At 72.6% G+C, this 20,284-nt stretch carries 14 protein-coding genes; 5 read left to right on the forward strand and 9 right to left on the reverse strand.

Going from position 1 to position 20,284, the window contains the following annotated elements; genetic code table 11:
• From lspA (WMF44_RS21180) to WMF44_RS21200, 5 genes are all read right to left on the reverse strand, one after another.
• On the reverse strand, positions 1-681 hold the full coding sequence (lspA, locus tag WMF44_RS21180) for a signal peptidase II (RefSeq protein ID WP_437300917.1): 681 nt from the start codon (positions 679-681) through the stop codon (positions 1-3).
• A 262-nt stretch (positions 682-943) separates the two neighbouring features.
• Positions 944-1,627 carry a signal peptidase II gene (gene lspA, locus WMF44_RS21185; RefSeq protein ID WP_437300918.1) on the reverse strand — a complete coding sequence of 228 codons (684 nt, stop codon included), beginning with the start codon at positions 1,625-1,627 and terminating at the stop codon, positions 944-946.
• A gap of 183 nt (positions 1,628-1,810) precedes the next feature.
• Entirely contained in the window at positions 1,811-2,278 is a 468-nt protein-coding gene (locus tag WMF44_RS21190) for a DUF4398 domain-containing protein (RefSeq protein WP_437300919.1), read from the reverse strand.
• A gap of 26 nt (positions 2,279-2,304) precedes the next feature.
• Complete coding sequence (locus WMF44_RS21195; protein WP_437300920.1) at positions 2,305-2,658, reverse strand: DUF4398 domain-containing protein; 354 nt, start codon at positions 2,656-2,658, stop codon at positions 2,305-2,307.
• Positions 2,659-2,883: 225 nt separating this feature from the next.
• The gene (locus WMF44_RS21200; RefSeq protein WP_437301588.1) at positions 2,884-2,976 is read right to left on the reverse strand and encodes a hypothetical protein; all 93 of its coding nucleotides are present in this window, start codon (positions 2,974-2,976) and stop codon (positions 2,884-2,886) included.
• Positions 2,977-3,271: 295 nt separating this feature from the next.
• On the opposite strand from WMF44_RS21200, the gene WMF44_RS21205 reads away from it, so the two are divergent.
• From WMF44_RS21205 to WMF44_RS21215, 3 genes are all read left to right on the forward strand, one after another.
• Positions 3,272-5,674 carry a DEAD/DEAH box helicase gene (locus WMF44_RS21205; RefSeq protein WP_437300921.1) on the forward strand — a complete coding sequence of 801 codons (2,403 nt, stop codon included), beginning with the start codon at positions 3,272-3,274 and terminating at the stop codon, positions 5,672-5,674.
• 377 nt (positions 5,675-6,051) lie between these two features.
• Complete coding sequence (locus WMF44_RS21210) at positions 6,052-7,665, forward strand: protein kinase domain-containing protein (protein WP_437300922.1); 1,614 nt, start codon at positions 6,052-6,054, stop codon at positions 7,663-7,665.
• A 45-nt stretch (positions 7,666-7,710) separates the two neighbouring features.
• Entirely contained in the window at positions 7,711-8,589 is an 879-nt protein-coding gene (locus tag WMF44_RS21215) for a class I SAM-dependent methyltransferase (protein WP_437300923.1), read from the forward strand.
• Between the two features lie 97 nt (positions 8,590-8,686).
• Here WMF44_RS21215 and WMF44_RS21220 read toward each other — a convergent pair whose 3' ends face one another.
• Complete coding sequence (locus WMF44_RS21220) at positions 8,687-9,856, reverse strand: DUF1566 domain-containing protein (protein ID WP_437300924.1); 1,170 nt, start codon at positions 9,854-9,856, stop codon at positions 8,687-8,689.
• Positions 9,857-10,160: 304 nt separating this feature from the next.
• A complete protein-coding gene (locus WMF44_RS21225) occupies positions 10,161-11,468 on the reverse strand; it encodes a pre-peptidase C-terminal domain-containing protein (protein WP_437300925.1) in 1,308 nt (435 codons plus the stop codon).
• 24 nt (positions 11,469-11,492) lie between these two features.
• Here WMF44_RS21225 and WMF44_RS21230 point away from each other — a divergent pair, with 24 nt between their 5' ends.
• Positions 11,493-11,804: a hypothetical protein gene (locus WMF44_RS21230; protein ID WP_437300926.1), complete on the forward strand. Its 312-nt coding sequence runs from the start codon at positions 11,493-11,495 to the stop codon at positions 11,802-11,804.
• 411 nt (positions 11,805-12,215) lie between these two features.
• Here the strand turns inward: WMF44_RS21230 and WMF44_RS21235 are convergent, their stop codons facing one another.
• Together WMF44_RS21235 and WMF44_RS21240 are read right to left on the reverse strand one after the other, a co-directional pair.
• Complete coding sequence (locus tag WMF44_RS21235) at positions 12,216-13,853, reverse strand: hypothetical protein (RefSeq protein WP_437300927.1); 1,638 nt, start codon at positions 13,851-13,853, stop codon at positions 12,216-12,218.
• A 303-nt stretch (positions 13,854-14,156) separates the two neighbouring features.
• Entirely contained in the window at positions 14,157-14,456 is a 300-nt protein-coding gene (locus tag WMF44_RS21240) for an FtsB family cell division protein (protein WP_437300928.1), read from the reverse strand.
• Positions 14,457-14,811: 355 nt separating this feature from the next.
• On the opposite strand from WMF44_RS21240, the gene WMF44_RS21245 reads away from it, so the two are divergent.
• The gene (locus WMF44_RS21245; RefSeq protein ID WP_437300929.1) at positions 14,812-20,109 is read left to right on the forward strand and encodes a protein kinase domain-containing protein; all 5,298 of its coding nucleotides are present in this window, start codon (positions 14,812-14,814) and stop codon (positions 20,107-20,109) included.
• Positions 20,110-20,284 lie beyond the last annotated feature (175 nt).

Genomic DNA, 20,284 nt, shown 5'->3' on the forward strand with positions numbered 1-20,284 from the left:
TCAGCCCGCCGACGCCTTCGCGCCGGACGCCTTCCCCGCGAGCTCGGGGCGGTGGGGGGAGAACATGTCGATCGCCATCAGCCCGACGCCCACGACGATCGCGATGTCGGCCACGTTGAACGTCGGCCACACGAACGTCGAGGTGAGCCGGACCTGGATGAAGTCGATGACGTACCCGTAACGGACGCGGTCGACCAGGTTCCCGAGCGCACCGCCGAGCACGAGCGGCAGCCCCCACCTGAGCGCGGTCTGGGAGGGGTGGAGCTTGCGGTAGAGCGAGACGATGAAGACGATCGCCGCGAGCGAGACCAGGAGGAAGAACGGGCGGCGGATCGCCTCGCTCTCGTCGCCCAGGATGCCCCACGCCCCGCCGTGGTTCTTCGCGAAGATCATGTTCAGGTGATCCTTGATCACCTCGATCTTCCGGAACGAGAGCGGCCGCGGCGCGGCGGTGAGGTCCGTGAGCGCCTGCGGCTCCAGTCGGTCCTTGGCCCACCACTTCGTGCCGAGATCGGCGGCCAGGGTGACGGCCGCGACGGCGATCAGGAACACGTACGACGGCCGGTAGGCGGGCTTCGCCGGCGCGACCACGTCGTCGGCGTCCCCCTCCGGCGAGGAGCCGCGCCCCTCGTGGTCGCGTTCGCCGGCGGAGGCCGGCGGCTCGCCGGCCGGCGCGTTCACGGGCGCGGAGCGATGCGACTCCGCGTGGGCACCTTCGGTCTCAACGGGAGCGTCTCGCGGCGTCGCGTCTTCAGTCATGCGGAGCGCGTTCCTCTACGACAAACCGAGCGCTCCGGCAAAGGCTTCCCTCCGCAGGCGCCGCCGCGCGCGTCTTTCACGCCCCGCGCGTGTCAGTTGACGTGCGTGACTTGCGTGCGCCGCGCCGCGCCGCGCCCCGGCGCCGCGCGCCGTCTGCTCCGGCCGAGCCGCCCGCTCGCGCCCTTCAGCTGGCCGGCGGCACAGGCGGAGGCGCTTCCGTCGATAGCGGAGGGGTGGGGTCGCCGCCCGCCGGGCCCTCCGAGGCGCCGCGGGCGTCTGGAGACGGCGCGCTCGCGCTGCGGGTCGCGACGATCATGTCCTTGGACATCAGGATGACCCCCGCGACGATCGCGATGTCCGCCACGTTGAACGTCGGCCAGTGAAACTCCCGACCGCCGCGGATCACGTACACGTCGATGAAGTCGATGACCCAGCCGTAGCGGATCCGGTCGACCAGGTTGCCCATCGCGCCGCCGAGCGCCAGCGCGAGCCCCCACTTCATCCCCGTCTGGTCCCTGTGGACGCGCCGGTAGATCGAGAAGATGAAGACCATCGCCGCGGCGGAGACGAACAGGAAGAACGGCCGCCGCAGGCCGTCCGGGAGGCTGCGCAGGAAGCTCCAGGCGCCGCCGGGGTTCTGCGCGAAGATGAAATCGAGGTGGTCCGGGATGATCGTGAGGACCTTCGCGCCCGACCGCTTCGGGTCGAACCCGGCGAGGCGCGCGTGCGCCCACCCCTTCGTCACCAGGTCGGCGGCGCACGAGACGAGCGCCACGACGGCCAGGAAGCGGAGCGAGGCGCGCTCCTCGCTGGGGAGGTCGTCGGGGAGGTGCGCGACGGGCGACGCTTGCGGTGCGTCCGAGGACATCGTCCTCGCTTCTACGCGATGGCGTGGCACGGAGCAAACAGCCTCGAGCGGGGTGATGCCCGGCGGCGGTCTTCCTCCTCTCTCCCGCTCTTCCGCTCTTCCGTTCGTCCGCTTTCCCCCTCGCGCCGTCCGGTTCCGTCTTCCGCTCTCGCCCGCGCCTCCTCCGCCGATCGCCGCGCCGGTTCACCGCTCGTTCAGGATCACCACCGGACGCTCCGGGGCGCGCGATCGCACCGGCGCCTTTTCCCGTCCGGGAGGATCGGTCGGACCGGCCGGGTCGATCGCCGGCGCCCCCCTCCTTCGCAGCGCGAGGTGCAGCTCGCCGTACGCCTGGAGGGCCGCGCCGCGCTGCCGCTCCGTGGCCGCCGCGCGCCCCAGCGACTCGGCCAGCTGCGCCCGGCGCCCCGCGAGGTACGCGAGATCCCTCGCCTCGGCGAGCTCGCTCCCCCCGGCGAACGCCTGCTCCGCGCGCTCCATCGCCTCGGTGGCGCCGCGCAGGTCCGCGGGCGCGAGCTCTGCCGCCGCGCTCGCCCGGGCGCGCTCGTAGCTCTTCCTCGCCTCGATGAGCTCCTTCGGCGGGAGCGGGGCGCTCGCGCACCCCAGGAGACCGCCGACGAGCAGAATGGCCACCGTCCCGTGATTGTTTCGCATGATTCCGCGCCTCCTGTCCGCGAGCCCTAGCGGAGCTGCCGCTGGATGGATCCGACCTCCTCGAGCGCCTCGCGCGTGCGGGCCTGGGCCTGCGCCTCGCGCATGAGGGCGAGCGCGAGCTCCGCGTCCGCCTGCGCGCGCAGGAGCATGCGCCGCGCCCGATCGGGCGCGCCGTCGGCCGACAGCCTCGTCGCCCGCTGCACCTGCTCCCGGGCGAGGCGGAGGTGGGCTTCCGCCCGCGGGTCCTCGTCGGCTCCGACCTCCTCGGCGGCTCGGATCATCGCCTCCGACGCGCCGAGCCGCTCGCCGAAGCTCGGAGCGTACGCGGCGCACCCCGCCACCGACGCGCCGAAGAGCGTCAAGAACACTGCGTTTTTCATGTGCGACACCTCGTTGCCAGCCCCGGACGAGAGGTCGCCCGGAGAAGGCGGGTGAGAGAGCGGATGAGATCATCGACTCCGGATCTCCGTCGTCGATCGGCTCGTCCTCAGGCAACCAGCACACCAGGGCCGACGGCCTCGGGGCGGCGCCTGAGCGCGCACGCGAGAAGCGCCGCCCTGCGTCCGTCGGTGCAGGAGGAATCACGACGACGCTGAGACATCGCCTCACGCGCCGTATCCGCGCTTCCCATCCGTTGCGCGCAAACGAGCCATTCGGCGGAGCCGCCGTGTGCGTCGCTTGCGGCGACTGGACCACAGGAGAGCCCCAGACACCGGATCTCGTTCGAGGACGGGAGAGGCCCCCTCTCCGCTGTACGCCCGCCTGCCGCGGCAGCCCGCCGCGACCGCGTTCCGCGCCGGCCCGCCACGCCCGCCTGCCGCGCCGATCCGCCGCGCCTGCCGCGCCGGCCCTTCACCCGCGCGCCGCCCTCCCCTCACCTGCGCGCCGTCCTCCGAGTTCCCGGCCGCGCAGGCCAGCGCAGCGGCGGCCGACGTGTGCGTCGCGCCCGATCCGGTTGAGTGACACGGCGCATCTGTTTAGTATACCTGCGTCATGCCGTCGCCCCCCTGGAAGATCGAGACCGGCGTCGAGACCGTCATCTCGTCGTGGCTTGCCTCCGGCTACGTCCGCCCTTGTTTCACCGCGGATCGCGAGCTTCCGCCGGCCGACGCGCGCACCGCGCCGATGCCCGACGCGCTCTCGCCGGCGCTCCGCGGCGCCCTGGAGCGGCGCGGCATCGATCGGCTCTACGACCACCAGGCGCGGGCCTTCGCGGCGGCCCGCGCGACGCCCAGAGGCCCGAGCGCCGCGGGGGAGCCGGCGCGGGCGGGGCGGCACGTGGTCGTCGCGACGCCCACCGCCAGCGGCAAGAGCCTCTGCTTCCATCTCCCGGTGCTCGACGCGCTCGCCGAGGGCGCCGCGTCGGGCCAGGGCGGCAGCGCGATCTACCTCTACCCCACCAAGGCGCTCGCCCGGGACCAGGAGGCCGGCCTGCACGCGCTCATCCGCGAGGCGGGGCTCACGATCCCGGCGATCGTGTACGACGGGGACACGCCGGGCGACGCCCGGCGCGCGGCGCGCGAGCGCAGCCCCATCGTGATGACCAACCCCGACATGCTCCACGCGGGGATCCTGCCGCACCACGCGCACTGGGCGCGGACGTTCCAGCGCCTGCGCTACGTCGTGCTGGACGAGCTCCACACCTACCGCGGCGTGTTCGGATCGCACGTCGCCCACGTCCTCGCCCGGCTGCGCCGGGTCGCCGCGTTCCACGGATCGAGCCCGACCTTCCTCTGCGCGACGGCGACGATCGGCAACCCGCGGGCGCACGCCGCGCGCCTCTTGGGCATCGCCGAGGACGAGCTCGAGCTCATCGACGAGTCAGGCGCCCCGCGGGGGCCGCGGCGCTTCTTCCTGTACAACCCGCCGGTGGTGAACGCGGAGCTCGGGGTGCGCGCCAGCACCCTGAAGAGCGCGGTGCGCCTCGCCGGGGATCTCGCCCGCGCCCGCGTGCCGACGCTGGTGTTCGGCCAGTCGCGCAACTCGGTCGAGATCATGCTGAAGTACCTGCGCGAGGGCGTCGGCAAGGAGATCGGGGCGGAGGACGCGATCATGGCGTACCGCGGCGGCTACCTCCCGGAGACGCGCCGGCGGGTCGAGCGGGGGCTGCGCGAGGGCGAGATCCTGTGCGTCGTGGCCACGAACGCCCTCGAGCTCGGCATCGACATCGGCGAGCTCGACGCGGTGATCTGCGCCGGCTACCCCGGATCGGTCGCCGAGACGTGGCAGCGCTTCGGCCGGGCGGGCCGGCGCGGCAAGACGAGCATCGCGGTCCTGTGCGCCACCAGCGCGGCGCTCGACCAGTACCTCGCGAGGAACCCGGGTTACCTGCTGGAGCGCGGGGCCGAGTCGGCCCGGATCGATCCGCAGAACACCGAGATCCTCGTGCAGCACCTCAAGTGCGCGGCGTTCGAGCTGCCGTTCCTCAAGGGGGAGCCCTACGCGGCGATGGCGCCGGACGACACCGTGGCGGCGCTCCGCTTCCTGCAGGACAACGGGGTCGTGCACGAGTCGAACGATCGCTTCCACTGGGCGACCGACGCGTATCCGGCGAACCACGTGAGCCTGCGCTCGGTGGGCTGGGACAACTTCGTCATCATCGACAAGGCCCTTGGCAAGACGCTCGCGGAGCTCGACTGGCGCGCGGCGCCGACGATGCTCCACGAACAGGCCATCTACCAGCACGACGGCGAGCAGTACCAGGTCGAGCGGCTCGATTACGAGAACCACAAAGCCTTCGTGACGAAGGTCGTCCCCGACTATTTCACGACAGCGCTCACCCACCGGAAGGTGAGCATCCTCGACGAGAGCGCGGCCGCCCCGCTCGGCCGGGCGACCGCCGCCTTCGGCGAGGTGAGCATCGTGGAGAAGGTGGTCGGCTACAAGAAGATCAAGTTCTACACGCACGAGAACACGGGATACGGCGACGTGCGGTTGCCGGACATCCAGATGCACACGACCTCGTTCTGGCTCACCGTGCCCGAGCCGCTCTGCGAGGAGCTCGGCCTCGGCCGCGCGACCGCCATCGACGGCCTGCGCGGGATCGCGCGGGCGCTGGAGACGGTCGCGACGCTCTCGCTCATGTGCGATCCGCGCGACATCGGCCAGACGCTCGAGGACGGGAGCGAGGCGCGGGAGGTCCCGGCCGGCGGAGAGGCGGCCGGGGTCTTCGATCCCACGCTGTTCCTGTTCGACAACGTGCCAGGCGGCGTCGGGCTCTCCGAGCGCATCTACGAGCAGCGCGACGAGCTCCTCGCGCGCACGCGGCAGCTCATCGCCGGCTGCGGCTGCGACGAGGCCGGCTGTCCGCTCTGCGTCGGCGCCACGGAGAGCATCGACGCGAAGCGCAAGCGCGCGTCGCTCGGGCTCCTCGCGATCTTGCTCCACCAGGCGTGAGCCCGGCGGCGAGCGCCTCCGGGCGCTCGCAGCGGCGCGCCGCAAGGAATGTCCTGAGCGGACGGGTACCCGACCCACGCAGATCCAGCGACATCCACCTCGCTCTGCGCCCCTGAGCCCCTTACCACGCTCGCGACGGGCGCTCGTCGTGGACGTGTCGCCGTCGCCCCCGCTGGCGATGTGACAGCCATGTTTCGGCGCAGAGGGGAACACCACGAGTCGATTTGTGCAAATTTGTGCAATCGACCGCAGCATCTCTGGAGATCGAGCGCTGTCGCCCCTTTACCCCGCCCCTCGGTGCAATCTAGAGTCGGGGTACCGTGGAGAGCGCGCCATCGAGGGGGGTTGTTCTGGGGCGTTACGCCATTGGACCGCGGATGGCGCGCGGCGGGATGGGCGAGGTGTTTCGCGCGGTCGCGCTCGGGCCGGACGGCGAGGAGGTCCCGGTCGCCATCAAGCGAATCGTCCCGATGCACGCCGGCAGCGACGATCTCAGGCAGCTCTTCATCGCCGAGGCGAGCATGATGACCCGCCTCAAGCACCCCAACATCGATGAGGTGCTCGATTTCGGCGTGGACGAAGCGGGCGATTTCTACCTCGTTCTCGAGCTCGTGTCCGGAACGGATCTCGGGCGACTCTGCAAGGGGCTCTGGGCGCGCGGGGAGTCCGTTCCGGTGCCGATCGCGCTCTTCGTCGCCGCGCAGGTGCTCGAGGGGCTGGGCTACGCGCACGAGCGCTCGGCCGCCGAGGGGCGGCTGATGGTGCACCGCGACGTGAGCCCTGGAAACGTGCTCATCTCGCTGAGCGGCGTCGTGAAGATCGCGGACTTCGGCGTGGCGATCGCCACGCGGGGCGAGGTGGGGGACGCCGCCAGGCGCGACCTGGTCGGGAAGCCGAGCTACATGCCGCCCGAGCAGTTCGACGGCGAGCGCGTCGACGCGCGCGCCGACGTGTTCGCCCTCGGGGTGGTCCTGTTCCAGATGCTCACCGGGACGCGGCCCTTCCCCGGGAGCAGCGCCGCCTCGCGGATGGCGGCGGCGCGCGAGGGGCAGATGTTGCGGGCGAGCGAGCTGCGCCCCGAGGTGAGCCCCGCGCTGGAGGCGATCCTCTCGCGCGCGCTCGCGCCGCGCCGGGACGACCGCTTCCCCGACGCGCGCGCGATGCTGGAGGCGATCGAGGCGCTGCGCGAGGCAGGCCACGAGATCGGCACGCCGGAGGACCTCGGGGCGCTCGTGAGCGCGGCGCTGAAGGAGTCGCCGGAGTCGCGTCCGCCGGGCCCCCACACGCCCGAGCTCCCCGAGGACGAAGACGACCTGGAGGGGGGCGAGCTGACGCGCGCCGACGCGGACAGCCCCTTCACCCTGCGCGCGACGCGGCGCCCCGGCCCATCGTCGCAGGTGCTCGGCGGCGAGGCCGATGCGCTCGATGCGCTCGACGCGCTCGGTGGCATCGACGCGGCACTCCCGGCGCCGTCGAGCGCCCCGGTGAGCGGCGGGTTCCACGCCGTGGCGCCGGCGTCCAGCGAGGAGAGCTCGCTCGATCCGCACCAGGCGTCGAGCCCGAGGGGGGCGGTCTCCTTGACGCCGAGGCCGCGCGACGAGGCGCGGCCGCCGTCCTCGGCGCCGGGCGCGGTCCTCCCGCCGGCCGGTGCGACGCGGCAGCGCCTGCTCGCGGGGGTGATCGCCTGCGCCGCGCTGGCGGGGATCGCGGTCGCCAGCGTGCGCGTCGGCCGCGGCGGACCGAGCGCAGCCTCCCCGGCGGCCGTGCACCGCGCCGTTCGGGCCGTGCAGCCGCAGATCACCGCCGCCGTGCAGGCCGCGCTGTTGCCCCTGCGAAGAGCGCCTTCCCCTGCCAGCCGCGCCGAGGGCGCTGCGCCCGCCACAGGCTCTACCGCAGGTGCCGCGCCGGCCGCGGGCACCACGGCGGGCGCTGCGCCGGCCGCGGTCACCGCCCCCGCCGCGGGCACCGCCCCCGCCGCGGGCACCCCGTGAGCCGCATCGCTTGCGGCGCTCGGTCCGCTCGGTTAGCAGCGCGGCATGCGACGCCCTCATGTCCTCCTCGCCCTCGCCCTGACCGCACTCTCCGGCTGTAGCGCCTCGCCGCCCGCAGCTCCTCCGCCTCCGACGGCTGCGCCCCCGGCTCAGCCCGACGCGCCGCCCGCTGCGGCGGCCCCCGCCCCGGGCGACGCTGTCGCCCCGGCGCCGTTGTCGGTCGCCTCGGTCGACGTGCCCGCTGCCCTGCGCGCCGTCGTCGACGCCGCCGATCGCGCGGACGCCGACCGGGCGCTCGACGCCGGCCGCAAGCCTGCGGAAACGCTCGCATTTTTCGGCATTCAGCCGGGGATGAAGGTCGCGGAGCTCTCGGCGGGGGGCGGCTACTCGGCCGAGCTCCTGGCGCGGGCGGTCGGGCCGGCAGGGGTCGTCTATGCGCAGAACAACCGCTTCGTCCTCGAGCGCTTCGCCGAGAAGCCGTGGAGCGAGCGGCTCAAGAAGCCCGTGATGAAGCCGGTGGTCCGGGTCGATCGCGAGCTCGACGACCCGCTGCCGCCCGAGGCGCGGGATCTCGACGCCGTGTTCCTCGTGCTCTTCTACCACGACACGGTGTGGATGGAGGCGGACCGGGCCGCGATGAACCGCGCGATCTTCCGCGCGCTCAAGCCCGGCGGCGTGTTCGCGATCGTCGATCACGCCGGGCGCGCCGGGACGGGCGTCACCGAGGTGAAGACGCTCCACCGCATCGAGGAGAAGATCGTGCGCGAGGAGATCGAGCAGGCCGGCTTCCGGCTCGCGGCCGAGGCGACCTTCCTCCGGAGCCCCACGGACACGCGCGACTGGAACGCCTCGCCGATGGTGGCGGGCGACAAGCGGGGCACGAGCGACCGCTTCGTCCTGAAGTTCGTCAAGCCCGGGGGCTGAGCCGCCGCGGCGGCCCGGGCTCATCGCGGGCAGCGGGTGGGCGGCGGCGGCGCATGCCACCCGCCATCGGAGCCGCCCCTCGGCGCGTGGGCGGCGCTCACCCGTCGGAGCGAACGCAGCGCACGAGCCGCCGATCGCGGACCGTGTGGTCCTGCGACGCGCCGTTCGTGAAGTTGACGAGGACGGCCTTCTCCGCGCTGCCGATGGCGGGCGTCGACGACCAGAAGACGTCGGACGGCGTCCCCGGGAAGGCCTCCAGGTCGATCGCCGGCCCGGACCGCCGATCATCGACGATCGAGAGCAGCTCCTTCGCGCTCGGCAGCCGCCAGTCGCTCTTCGCGGCGAGGTCGAGGTCCTCGCAGTGCGCGAGCGCGTCGCTCCAGATGAACCGGGTCAGGGAGGCGTGGCGCTGCCAGACGAGCCCCGTCGAGCGATCGAGCACCCAGTCCTCGCCGGGCGAGAGATCGGCCGGCGCGATCCCCTTCACACCTCCGACGCACAGCGCCCGCGCGCCGGCCGTGTCGTCCTTCGGGAAGAAGCCGAGAGACGCATCGCTGGCCAGCACCCCCCAGGCGAACGAGCTGTCCGCGGCGACGTCGGTCGCGGACCAGTAGAAGCTGTCCTGGGTAGACGTGAAGAAGATATCGGGAAACGCCGTGGCATGGCCGAAATCCAGGATGGAGACGAGCTCGATCCGCGTCGGCAGGCGCCAGTCCGACAGGCCGCCTATGCCCTGCGCGCTGAGCGCCGCGCAGTGCTCCTGCGCGCCGCCCAGCGTGAACGTCCCGTTCTCCGCCACCTTTTCCCAGGTGAGCCCGGTCACCGAGTCTTCCACCGCGCCGTCGGCTTCTGTGTAGGAGGGGACGGCGATCTCGTAGTTCCCGTCCTGTCCGAAGAACGGCGCCGAGGGCCCAGGGCACACCTCCAGCACGGTGGTCCCGTTCGAGCAGCGCGTTGTCGGCGAGTCCGGCCATGTCACCGGCACGGGCGACGGCCCTCCGCCGCCGGTCCCTCCCTCGCCGCCGCCGCCGCCGGTCCCTCCCTCGCCGCCGCCGCCGCCGATCGGCTCGCTGCCGCCGCCGCCGATCGGTTCGCCGCCGCCGCTGCTGCCGAGCTGAAAGGGCTCTCCGATGCATCCGGCGAGCGTGACGGACTCCACGAGCAGCGCGGCCAACAGCCAGGTGAAGCGAAGGGCGTGAGGGGTCTCGTTCGGCATGGGCAAGCGGCGGCGCCAGGAGAGGATCCGGGCCAGCAGCCTATCATCCACCGGGGCGCGGGGGTCGACTTCCTCGCAGCGCCTCGCGCCGCAGGCTCGCGTCATCTCATTCATCGCCGCCCGCCCGCCCGCCCTCCGCCCGCCCGCCGCTTCGCTCCCCCGCGCCCGCGGCGTTCGCGCCGCCCGCGCGGGCCGGTCGGCCCATGAGAGGCGAAGCGAGCATGATGGAAGAACGACGCGCGGCGGAGAGTGGGGTTGAGCCCGTGCACCTCGGTGCCTCTCCGCCGCGTCGACCTCTTCTACGCAGCTTGCGTCTGGCGCCCTCTCCGCCTTTGCGGGCCGAGGGTCCGCCGCGTCACGGCGTCGTGTAGTCGACCTTCACCGTGTACGTGCTCTCCGTGTACCCCTGCACGAGGAGGAAGGCCTCCGACTGCCCTTCCGGGACCGTCAGCTCGCACGTCTCGTCCGCGCCGTCGAGGTAAGGCCGGCAGTCGAAGGCGCTCAGGGTGGGCTGCTCGCCGAACCGCACGTAGAGATCGGGATCCCCGGTGCCGCTCATCACGGCCCGGAGGGTCGTGCCAGCGACCACCGAGATCGGCCCGTGGGACGCCGTCTCGCGCCGCGAGACGCTGCCGTCGAAGCTCGTCGACGTCTCTGTGCCGCCGCCTCCGGGCTCGCCTCCGGGCGCCTTCGGCGCGGAGTAGCGCACCTCGATGTCGTAGGTCGAGGCCGTGAAGCCGTGCACCTTGACGAAGGCCCTCGTCTGGCCCGCGGGCACATCGAGCGTGCAGGTCTCGTTGGCGTCGCTGAGGTAGGGCCGGCAATCGAACGCTCTCGCCGTCGGCGCATCACCGAACTTCACGAAGAGATCGGGGTCTCCGGTCCCGGTCATGACGACGGTGAGGGTCGTCCCGGCCACGACCTCGAACCCCTCGGCGGGCCCGACCGCATCGAAGGCTCCCCGGGCGAGGCGGCCGCTGAAGTTCTCGGTGGTCGGCTCCCCGGCCGGCGGCTCTCCGCCGCCTCCGCCGCCGCCATCTCCGCCATCTCCGCCGTCTCCGCCGTCTCCGCCGTCTCCGCTCGGCGTGCCATAGAGCGACTGGACGCCCGCGATGTCCTTCTGCGTGAGGACGAGCGTGCTGTCGCCCGTGCCGTTGCACTGGGGATAGTGCATGACGGACGCGCCGTCGTACTCGGTGAGGGAACGCCAGTTGTCGTCCTCGAAGCAGGTGCCCGCCTCAGGACGGGTGTGCTCGTGACGGAAGCCAAGGGTGTGGCCTAGCTCGTGGCGGAGAATGCCCGTCATCGTGGGCCGCGTGCTGCCGAAAGCGGTCCTGTCGATCAGCACGTTCCGCGAGTACCTCGACTGGCCTGGGAAGAAGGCGCGCGCCAGGTACTGGCCGCCGGCGTTGACGGGGTTCACGTCGAACAGGACGTCGCTGGTGCTCGATGTGCAGCGCGAGTCGGCAGACTCCACATGGATGAAGTCGACGTCCGCGACGTCCTCCCATGCCTTGACGGCATCCGCCATCGCCGTCACGACCTCCTCGTACTTCTCCCCGAATCTCGTGCTCACGCAGTACGAGAGGTTGTGCCGCTGCTCCGCCGTCCAGATGACGTCTTCCCCGCCTTCCTGGTTGACGATCAGCGCACCATCGCGCACATGCGACTCCCAGAACTCGCGCAGATGCTTGATATCTACGACCGGCGTATCCCCGTTAACAATGTAGATGCCGGTGTCAGGCTCCCGGAACACCGTCCGCTCGAATCGCTCAAATCCCAGCTGATTCGCGCCGACTTCCTCGGTGTCGGCGCCGCCGACGTCTGCCGAGCAACCGGCCGCGGCGGCGGTCAAACCAGCGATCACCAGAACGAGCTTACGGGCGATCACATTGCTCTCTTGCGGCTTTGCAGGATGCATTTGGAGCTCCTTTCGGGGGAGGCGAATCACGCTGTCCACGCGAACTCGATGAGACCCAAATGCCTTAACCCGATTTGACCCTCAGTCGGATAGTCAAATCTGACCGCCGTTCATAAAAAGGGTTCAGGATTGTAAAAAATTTCGAAGGGAGCGGACACGGTTCCCTTGCCACGGGAAAATTCCTGTGACATGCGAAGCGAACAGATCACGTCGGACAGATACACTGGAAAACAACACATCTTGAGATCGGGCGACGCGTACTTGCACCGGGGCGGCATCGGGATCCTCCTGCCTCCGTTGCGCCGATGAAAGGCGCGGAACGCACGCATGCAACGCGACGGCTGCAACGCGGCGCGCGCGGGCGCAGCGGCGAGCGCCGCGGCAGCCGACAGCGCGCGGGCACCTCCGCGGGCGCCGAGCGCGGCGCGATGCTTCAGGGCAGCGTCGGGACGGCGCGCAGCGCTCGTCGCGCGGGACGGCGGCGGGCGCTCAGCCGCGCGCCGACAGGATCCGGCTGAAGGCCTCGCCGACGGCGCGCGCGAGCTCGACCATCCGGCGCGAGCCGCTCGAGGTGTCGAGGATCCGATCGGCGACCAGGATCATCGCGGGCCGGCCGACGACCTGCACGGCGACGGCGGCGACGTCGAGGCTCGGGTTGACCATGACGTCGAGCAGCGGCGCGTGGGTGGGGGTGCCGGGGATCGGGCCGACGTAGAGGTGGGTCGCCACGGCCGTGGCGAGCACGCTCGGCTGATCCATCGGAAGGGAGAGCTTGCGCAGCGCCTCCTGGTCGCCGAACTCCGCGTTGCACGCGAACCCACGAAAGACCCCGCGGTGCGCGGCGAAGATGGCGACACGCCCGGCGAACAGCCGCATCCCCCGGAGCGCGAGCCGGATGACGTCGTCGCGCGTGCGCGCGAGGTACAGCGCGTCGATGACGTCGCTCAGATCGACGAAGGGCTGCGGCGGCGGATCGTCGTCGAGGGGATCACCGAGCTCCGGCTCGGGCGCGGGGGGCAGCGCCGGGAGCCGCCCGGCGCGCCTGCTCGACGGCGGCGCGGCGCTCTCCGGGCGAGCCCTGCCGCTCCCAGGCGGCGGGGCCTCCGCATCGACGGAGCGGCGGCGCGAGCGCGGCGCGAGGCCGGAGGGCGCGTCGAGCGGGAGCCGGCCGAGGCGCCGCGTCGAGGGGGCCGGCTCCCGCCCGGCGCTGTCCGGCGCGCGGTCGGGGCCAGGCGAGGCCTGGGGCAGGATCGAGGCGAGCAGCTTGAAGGGCGGCGAGATCTCCACGGGCGGAGGCGGCGGAAAGGAGACGGCCGGCGGCTCGACCGCCGGCGCGCGCAGGGCCGCCTGACGCCCGGTCGCCCTCCCGCCGGCGCCGCGCTCGGCGTCCGCTAAGCGGCGAGCGCTCGCGGGAGAGCCGCGCGCGCCGGGGGCCGCCTTGGCCTGGCGGAGCGGCAGGATCGTGTCCTCGTGCGCCGCGGGCGTGTCCGCGCGCTGAGCGTGACCGTTGTGCGCCGCTCCGCGGTGGCCATGCTTGCCGCTCGGCGCCTCGACCAGGCTCACCTCGTCGAACGAGGGCACCGAGGCGCGACGGATCAGCGGGATGGGCACCTCGGACGACGGCGGCGGCGGGATGGTCGACTGGGGCGCGCCGTGCGGAAACGCCGGGGTCGCGCGCCGCGCGCGGGAGGGGACCTGCTCCCGCTCGTCGAGATCGAGGGCGCGGATGGCCTCCTCGATCGCCGTGATCGGCGCGCGGAAGATGCGCACCGGCGCGCCGAGGTGGAAGCTGAACTCGTCGGCGATGTGGCGATCGAGCGGATCGGCCGCCGCGACGTCGATGGTGCCGACGCCGGGATCGATGCGGATCGGGACGGCGCCGAGGCGGCGGCACATGGCGCGCGGCAAGCGCGCGACGAGATCGCGGGCGCCGACGACCTGCCGGAGCGCGAGGCCGCCGTGGCGATCGAGCTCCTCCTCCAGGGCGCGCTCGCTGAGGGCGGCGCGGTCGATGAGGGCGCGAGGGAACGGGATGCCCCGCAGGACCGCCACGAAGAGGGCGGCTTCGACCTCAGCCTTGGAGACGGCGCCGGCGGCGATGAGGAGGCGGCCCAGGTCTAGCGACACTCGCTGCACAATACCAGAAAGGACGCTGCCAGCGTGCAGCGCCCCGCATCCGGTCACGACGGACGCGGCTCCTTCTGGACGGGCGGCGAGCGGGCAGCGGGCCCGCTCCCTCGCCACCCCAGGCGGCGGGGTGGCGCGCGCCGGGCGAGGCAGAGAGCCAGGCGAGCTCATGCGCCCGCGCCGAGCGCTGGCTCACGTCCTGGCGCCGAGCGCGGCTCACGCCCTCACGTCGAGCGCCTCCGCGGCGGAGCCGTGGGGTCGATAGGACAGCAGGCCTGGGGAGGGCCGAGAGACCTGGAGTCCTCAGCGGGAGAACTGAAAGACCACCTCGCTCTGCCGCACGAGACCCAGGTTGTCGCGCGCGATCCTCTCCACGGCGGTCGGGTCGTCGCGCAGGCGCGCCACCTTGCCGCGGAGCGCCTCGATTTGCCGCCCGAGCTCGGCATTCTCCTCCTCGACGTCGGCGAGCTCTCTCTCGAGCTCCCGCAGGCGGGGCAGCCCCTGCGGCGAGAAGATCATGATCGGTGCGCCCACGACGGCGACGATGAGCACCGCGATGGGGAGGGTCCGCTCCAGGAACTGCGCTATTCGACGCACGGACATCCGCTCGCACGTCCTCCGCGCTCCTGTCAACTTTCCTCCAGGGTTCCTGCAACTCCGCGTTATCTCTTACCGGGCTACCGGGCTACCCGGCTACCCGGCGTCTCGGCGGGGCAGGCGCGGTGAGCACGACCCCGCGCGCCACGTCGATCGACGTCGATCGACGTCGATCGACGTCGATTGCGCCCACGTCGAGCGCCGCCGTCGCGCCGCGCGCCGCCGGATCGCCCTGCAAACCACGCGCTCGTCGGATGTCGCATGGAGGCCCAAGCTTCGCTAGCATGCCCCACGTCCCCCGCCGTCCGGCAGGTTCGCTGCGCGCGCAACGCCGGCACGAGGGCTCGGCCCGAGGAGTCCCATGTCGATTGATATCGTCCGAGGCGAGCTCGAGCGCCTCTTTTCGCTCGATGAACTGATGGCCCTGTCGTCCGACCTCCTCGGCTTCAGCCCGGCCGAGATCGGGGGCAGCGCCTCCAAGGCCTCCTTCGCGCGCGCCCTCACGGATCATTGCGTGGAGCTCGACGCCATCGATGCGTTGATCGATGCCGTCATCGCCTCGCGCGCAGAGGTCGACGCGCGCGTCCGCGCCCTCGGCGTCCATGGGCTCGGCCTGCCCGAGGAGATCGGGCCCGGCGAGGCGTTCGGCGACTACATCGTCACGAGAAAGATCGGCGAGGGCCCCCGGGGCCTCGTCTACGCGGCGACCCGGGGGACCGAGCCGCGGACGCTCAAGGTGCTCCGGCGCGAGGCCACCCGGGACAGCCGGGCGGTGCGCAGGTACCTCACCCACGTCCGCCTGGCCGCGCAGGTGCACCACGAGAACCTGGCGAGCGGCATCGACGCGGGGATCGTGGGCGGCCGGGCGTTCGTGGCGTACACGCACGTCGACGGGCTGCCGCTCTCGGCGCGCCTCGCGCGCTCGGGGCCGCTCCACATCAACGAGGCGAAGCCGCTGCTCCGCGGGATCCTCGGCGGGCTCGCCGCGCTCCACGAGCAGCGCCTGGTCCACGGCGCGCTCAAGCTCGAGAACGTCGTCGTGGCCCGCGGCGAGGACGGGGAGCCGCTCCCGATCCTCGTCGACGTCGGCGGCGATCGGCTCGGCGCCGGGTGGTCCAGCCCGGAGCTCGTCGAGGCGGCCAGCCCCGAGCAGCTGCGCGGCGAGAGCGTCGGCCCCGCGAGCGATCTCTACGCCTTCGGCGCGCTGCTCTTCGAGCTCCTCACGGGCAAGCCCGTGTTCTCGGGCGCCGCCGCGGTCGACATCGCCGTCGCCCACCTCGTCGAGCCGCCGCCGCCGCCGAGCGCGGTCGCGCCGCGCGGCTGGGTGGGCAAGGACATCGACGAGCTCTCGGGGCGCCTGCTCGCGAAAGCGCAGGCCGCCCGGCCGAGGGGGACGCGCGCGGTGCTCGACGCGATCGAGCCGCTCGGCAAGCCGCAGCAGCAGGAGGCGGCGATCGAGGGCGCGCGGCTGAACGACCTCATCGATCGGCTCGTCGCCAGCCCCACGGACACGGAGCTCGCGCTCGCCGTCGAGGCGGCCGTCGATCGGGGGGCGGACCCGGGCCGCGTGGCCGAGGCGCTCGTGATGGCCTCGGAGCAGATCGACGCGGGCTCGGCGCCCGGCCAGGGCGACGACCAGGCGATCGCGGCGAAGAAGCTCCTGCACTTCCGGGCGGCCAGGATCTACGAGAAGGGGAGGCTGCACGACAAGGCGGAGGCGGTCTACCTGCGCCTCCTCGAGCTCGCCCCGGGCGACGACATCGCCTTCACCGCGCTCGAGGAGCTCCGCAAGGCGCTGGGCAAGCACGAGGAGCTCGTGGAGATGCTCCTCCAGCGGAGCGAGCGCGCCGAGACCGCCGGCGAGCGCGCCCGGGCGCTCAACGAGATCGGGCACCTCTACGTGCGGGAGCTCGACGACAAGGACCAGGGGGTGTTCGCCTTCGCCCAGGCGCTCGCCCAGGATCCGGAGCAGGACGCGTACGCCGTCGACCTGGAGCGCGCGGCCGGCAACGACATGAAGATCTGGTCCGAGGCGCTCCAGATCCTGAGCCAGGCGAGCACCGACGAGGCGATGCCGGCCGAGGCGAAGCTCGCGCTCTTCAACCGGCTCGGGCCCTGGTATGCGGAGAAGGTCGCGCGGGCGGACCTCGGGATCCCGTGCTTCCAGTTCGTGCTCGGGCTCGACCCCGCGAACGAGGAGGCGCTGGAGGGGCTCTCGCAGGTCTACCGCCGCGCCCAGCAGTGGCAGGAGCTCGTCCAGGTGCTGCTCTCGCGGGCCGATCGCGCCGCGACCCCGGGGGAGGCGCGCGACCTCCGCGCCGCGGCGGCCGAGCTCCTCGAGACGAAGCTGAGCGACGCGGGCCGCGCGCGCGACCTCTACGAGCAGATCTTCGCCGAGGACCCCGGGCACACGAGGACGTGCGAGGCGCTGCTCAGGATCTACCGGCGCGCCGAGGATCACGCGGGCTACGCCAAGATCCTCGAGCGGCGCGCGGAGGCGCTGCGGGGCGAGGAGCGCGTCGACACGATGTGCAAGCTCGCCGAGCTCTACGAGGACCGGCTCGGCGACCTGGGCGAGGCGACGCGCCGCTACGAGGCGGCGCTCGAGCTCGATCCGGCCAGCCTGACCGCCCTGCGCGGCCTCGATCGCATCCACAGCCGCGCCGGCAGCTACGCGGCGCTCCTCCAGAACCTGGCGCGGCAGATCGACGTCAGCGCGACGCCGCGCCAGAAGATCAACCTCTACGAGCGGATCGCCGGCATCCACGACGAGGAGTTCCTCGATCACGCGAAGGCGGCCGAGGCCCTCGAGGCGATCCTCGGGATCGACAGCGCGCACGAGGGCTCGCTCGCCGCGCTCGGGCGGCACTACCGCGCCCTCGAGCGCTGGGAGGACGTTGTGTCGCTCTACGAGCGGCAGCTCGGCATCGTGCCCGACGACAAGCGCCGGGAGGAGCTGCTGCTCGCGATGGGGCGCGTGCTCCTCGAGCAGATCGGCTCGCCCGAGCGCGCCCGCAAGGCCTACGAGCGGGTGCTCGCGATCGATCCCCACCACGCCGGGGCGCTGGAGTCGCTCGCGCACGTGCGGGCCGCGACGGGCGACGCCGCGGCGGCGCTGAGCGCGATCGAGTCGCTCGCGGCGACGGCCAAGACGGCGGAGAGCAAGGCCGATCTCTGGATCCGCGCGGCGAAGCTGCTCGAGGAGAAGGGCGATCGGGACGGGGCGATCGAGCGCTACAAGATGGCCCTCGACGCGCAGCCGCAGAACGCGGGCGCGTCCTCGGCGCTGCGCGCGGCCTACCTCGCCCGGGGCGACGCGACGAGCGCCGTCGAGCTCATCGCGCGCGAGGCCGAGGTCGCGGAGGGCAACCTCGCCAAGGGCCGCCTGTACGGCGAGATGGCGCTGCTCCTCCGGGAGCGCCTCAAGGACGACGGGCGCGCCGCGGAGGCGGCGACGAGGGCGGTCGACCTCGATCCGACGGGCGCGCTCGGGCTCATGATCTCGGGCGATCTCGCGTTCGAGGCGGGCCGCTTCCTCGAGGCGGCGCGGCACTACGAGCTCCTGGCGAGCCGGGTCGACGCCCTGCCGAAGGAGCAGGGGCTCAAGCTGCTGCTCCGCTACATCGACGCGCTCGGCAAGAGCGGCTCGAGCGGCAAGGCGATCGGCACGGTGAAGGCGCTGCTCGCGCTCGCGCCGGACGATCCGGCGGCGCTCTCGCGGGCCGGCAGGGTCAACCTCGACGCGGGCAGGGCGAAGGAGGCCGCGGAGCTCTACGGCCGCCTCGTGGACCGCTTCGGCGCCGGCCTGCCGGAGCGCGATCGGGCGGAGGCGCTCCTCGGGCTCGGCGAGGCGAGGCTCGCGGCCGGCGACCCGGACGGCGCGGTGGCCGCGCTGAACGGCGCCGCCGATCTCCTCCCGGAGTCCCCTGCCCCGCTCGCCCTGCTCTCCAGGGTCTTCGAGGCCAAGGGGGACTGGGAGGAGGTCGTGCGCCTCAAGCACCGGCGGCTCGACGTGGTGACCGGCGAGGAGCGGAGCGCGCTCCTGCTCGAGATCGGCGATCTGCTCGCGGCGCACCTCCACGACCGGGCGCGCGCCGCGAAGAGCTACGTGGCGGCGCTGGACGAGCGCCCGGACGACCGGAAGATCCTCACCAAGCTGATGCAGCTCTACAGCGAGGAGAAGGACTGGTCGAAGCTCGTCGACATCGTCCTCAAGCTCGCCGCCAAGATCGACGACAGCCGGCAGAAGGCGAAGTACCTGCACACGGCGGCGATCGTGAGCGCGCGGCAGCTCGGCGATCTCGACCGGGCCGCCGCGTTCTACGACGAGGTGCTGGCGCTCGATCCGTCCCTCACCCGGGCGCTCGCGGAGGCGATCGAGCTCCGCGGCGAGAAGGGCGACCACGAGGAGGTGGACCGCCTGCTCAAGGTCGAGCTCGACCGCGCGACCGAGGAGAACGACACGGCGAAGATGCTCGAGACGTTCGACCGGCTGGGCGCCCTCTACAAGGACAAGCTCGGCTGGATGAGCGAGGCGATCGACGCCTACGAGGCGGCGCAGACGCTCGATCCGGACAGCGAGGCGCGGAACGAGCTCCTGGCGAACCTCTACGCGAGCAACCCCGCGGAGTACCTGGACAAGGCGGTGGCCGCGCAGGCCCCGATCCTGCGGCGCAACCCGTACAAGCCGGACGCGTACCGGCTGCTCCGGAAGATGTACACCGAGGCGAAGCGCGCCGACGCGGCCTTCTGCCTGTGCCAGGTGCTCTGCTGCCTCAGCGCCGCCGAGCCGGACGAGGAGCGCTTCTTCCGGCGCCTGCGCCCCGACACGGCCGCGGCGGCGCAGCAGCCGCTCGACGACAACGCGTGGGCGACCGCGCTCGTCCACCCCGACGCGGATCCGCTCCTGACCGCGGTCTTCGGCGTCATCGAGCCGGCCGTGCTCAGGAAGAACGGGCAGCCGCTGGAGGCGCTCGGTTACCAGCTCGCCTACCAGCTCGATCTCTCGCGCCACCCCTACCCGATGTCGCAGACGCTCTACTACGCGGCGGGCGTCCTGGGCCTCGCGCCGCCGCTCACGTTCCAGGATCCGAACGACGGCGGCGGCGTCTCGTTCCTCCACGCGCACGTCCCGGCGATCGTGCTCGGCGCCGCGGCGCTCCAGATGGACCTGCCCACGCAGGCCGCCGCGTTCATCGCGGCCCGCCACCTCACCTACTACCGGCCGGGCATGTACCTCCGGCACCTCGTGCCGACGGGCACCGGCCTGCGCGCCTGGCTGTTCGCGGCGATCAAGCTGATCTCCCCCGCGTTCCCGATCACGAAGGAGCTGGAGGGGCCGGTGATGGACGACCTGGCGGTCCTGGAGCCCATCCTCGTCGGGCCGGCGCGCGATCAGCTCGCGAGCGCCGTGACGAAGCTGCTCCAGGCCGGCGCCATCGACCTGAAGCGCTGGGTGTCCGGCGTCGACCTGACGGCCGACCGCGCGGGCTTCCTCCTCGCCAACGACCTCGAGCTGGCGCAGGAGATGATCAAGGCGACCGACGAGGCGAGCGCCGCCCTCCCCCACAAGGAGAGGCTCAAGGAGCTCACGCTCTTCGCGGCCAGCGAGGAGTATTTCGCCATCCGGCAGCGGCTCGGCATCAACATCGACAGCTGAGGGCCGGCCCCTCGGTCGCGGAGCGCTCGCGCCCTGCCTCGAGCCACGCCTGGCAGGATCGCGGGCGCAATCTGGCAGGGCGGGTCAACTGGATCATCGGCGATCCATCTGCGGGATGTCGCTTCCTGCCCACTTCCGCACCGGACTGGTTGACGGATAAATCCCCAAATTGCTA

This window comes from Sorangium sp. So ce426, from assembly GCF_051475585.1.
In the GTDB taxonomy this organism is placed as follows: Bacteria; Myxococcota_A; Polyangia; order Polyangiales; family Polyangiaceae; genus Sorangium; species Sorangium cellulosum_B.

Excerpts from the sequence above, each read along its gene's own strand:
- lspA (WP_437300918.1), bottom strand. The coding sequence starts at position 1,627 with ATGTCCTCGGACGCACCGCAAGCGTCGCCCGTCGCGCACCTCCCCGAC.
- WMF44_RS21190 (WP_437300919.1), bottom strand. The coding sequence starts at position 2,278 with ATGCGAAACAATCACGGGACGGTGGCCATTCTGCTCGTCGGCGGTCTC.
- WMF44_RS21195 (WP_437300920.1), bottom strand. The coding sequence starts at position 2,658 with ATGAAAAACGCAGTGTTCTTGACGCTCTTCGGCGCGTCGGTGGCGGGG.
- WMF44_RS21205 (WP_437300921.1), top strand. The coding sequence starts at position 3,272 with ATGCCGTCGCCCCCCTGGAAGATCGAGACCGGCGTCGAGACCGTCATC.
- WMF44_RS21210 (WP_437300922.1), top strand. The coding sequence starts at position 6,052 with ATGGCGCGCGGCGGGATGGGCGAGGTGTTTCGCGCGGTCGCGCTCGGG.
- WMF44_RS21215 (WP_437300923.1), top strand. The coding sequence starts at position 7,711 with ATGCGACGCCCTCATGTCCTCCTCGCCCTCGCCCTGACCGCACTCTCC.
- WMF44_RS21230 (WP_437300926.1), top strand. The coding sequence starts at position 11,493 with ATGCTTGATATCTACGACCGGCGTATCCCCGTTAACAATGTAGATGCC.
- WMF44_RS21240 (WP_437300928.1), bottom strand. The coding sequence starts at position 14,456 with ATGTCCGTGCGTCGAATAGCGCAGTTCCTGGAGCGGACCCTCCCCATC.
- WMF44_RS21245 (WP_437300929.1), top strand. The coding sequence starts at position 14,812 with ATGTCGATTGATATCGTCCGAGGCGAGCTCGAGCGCCTCTTTTCGCTC.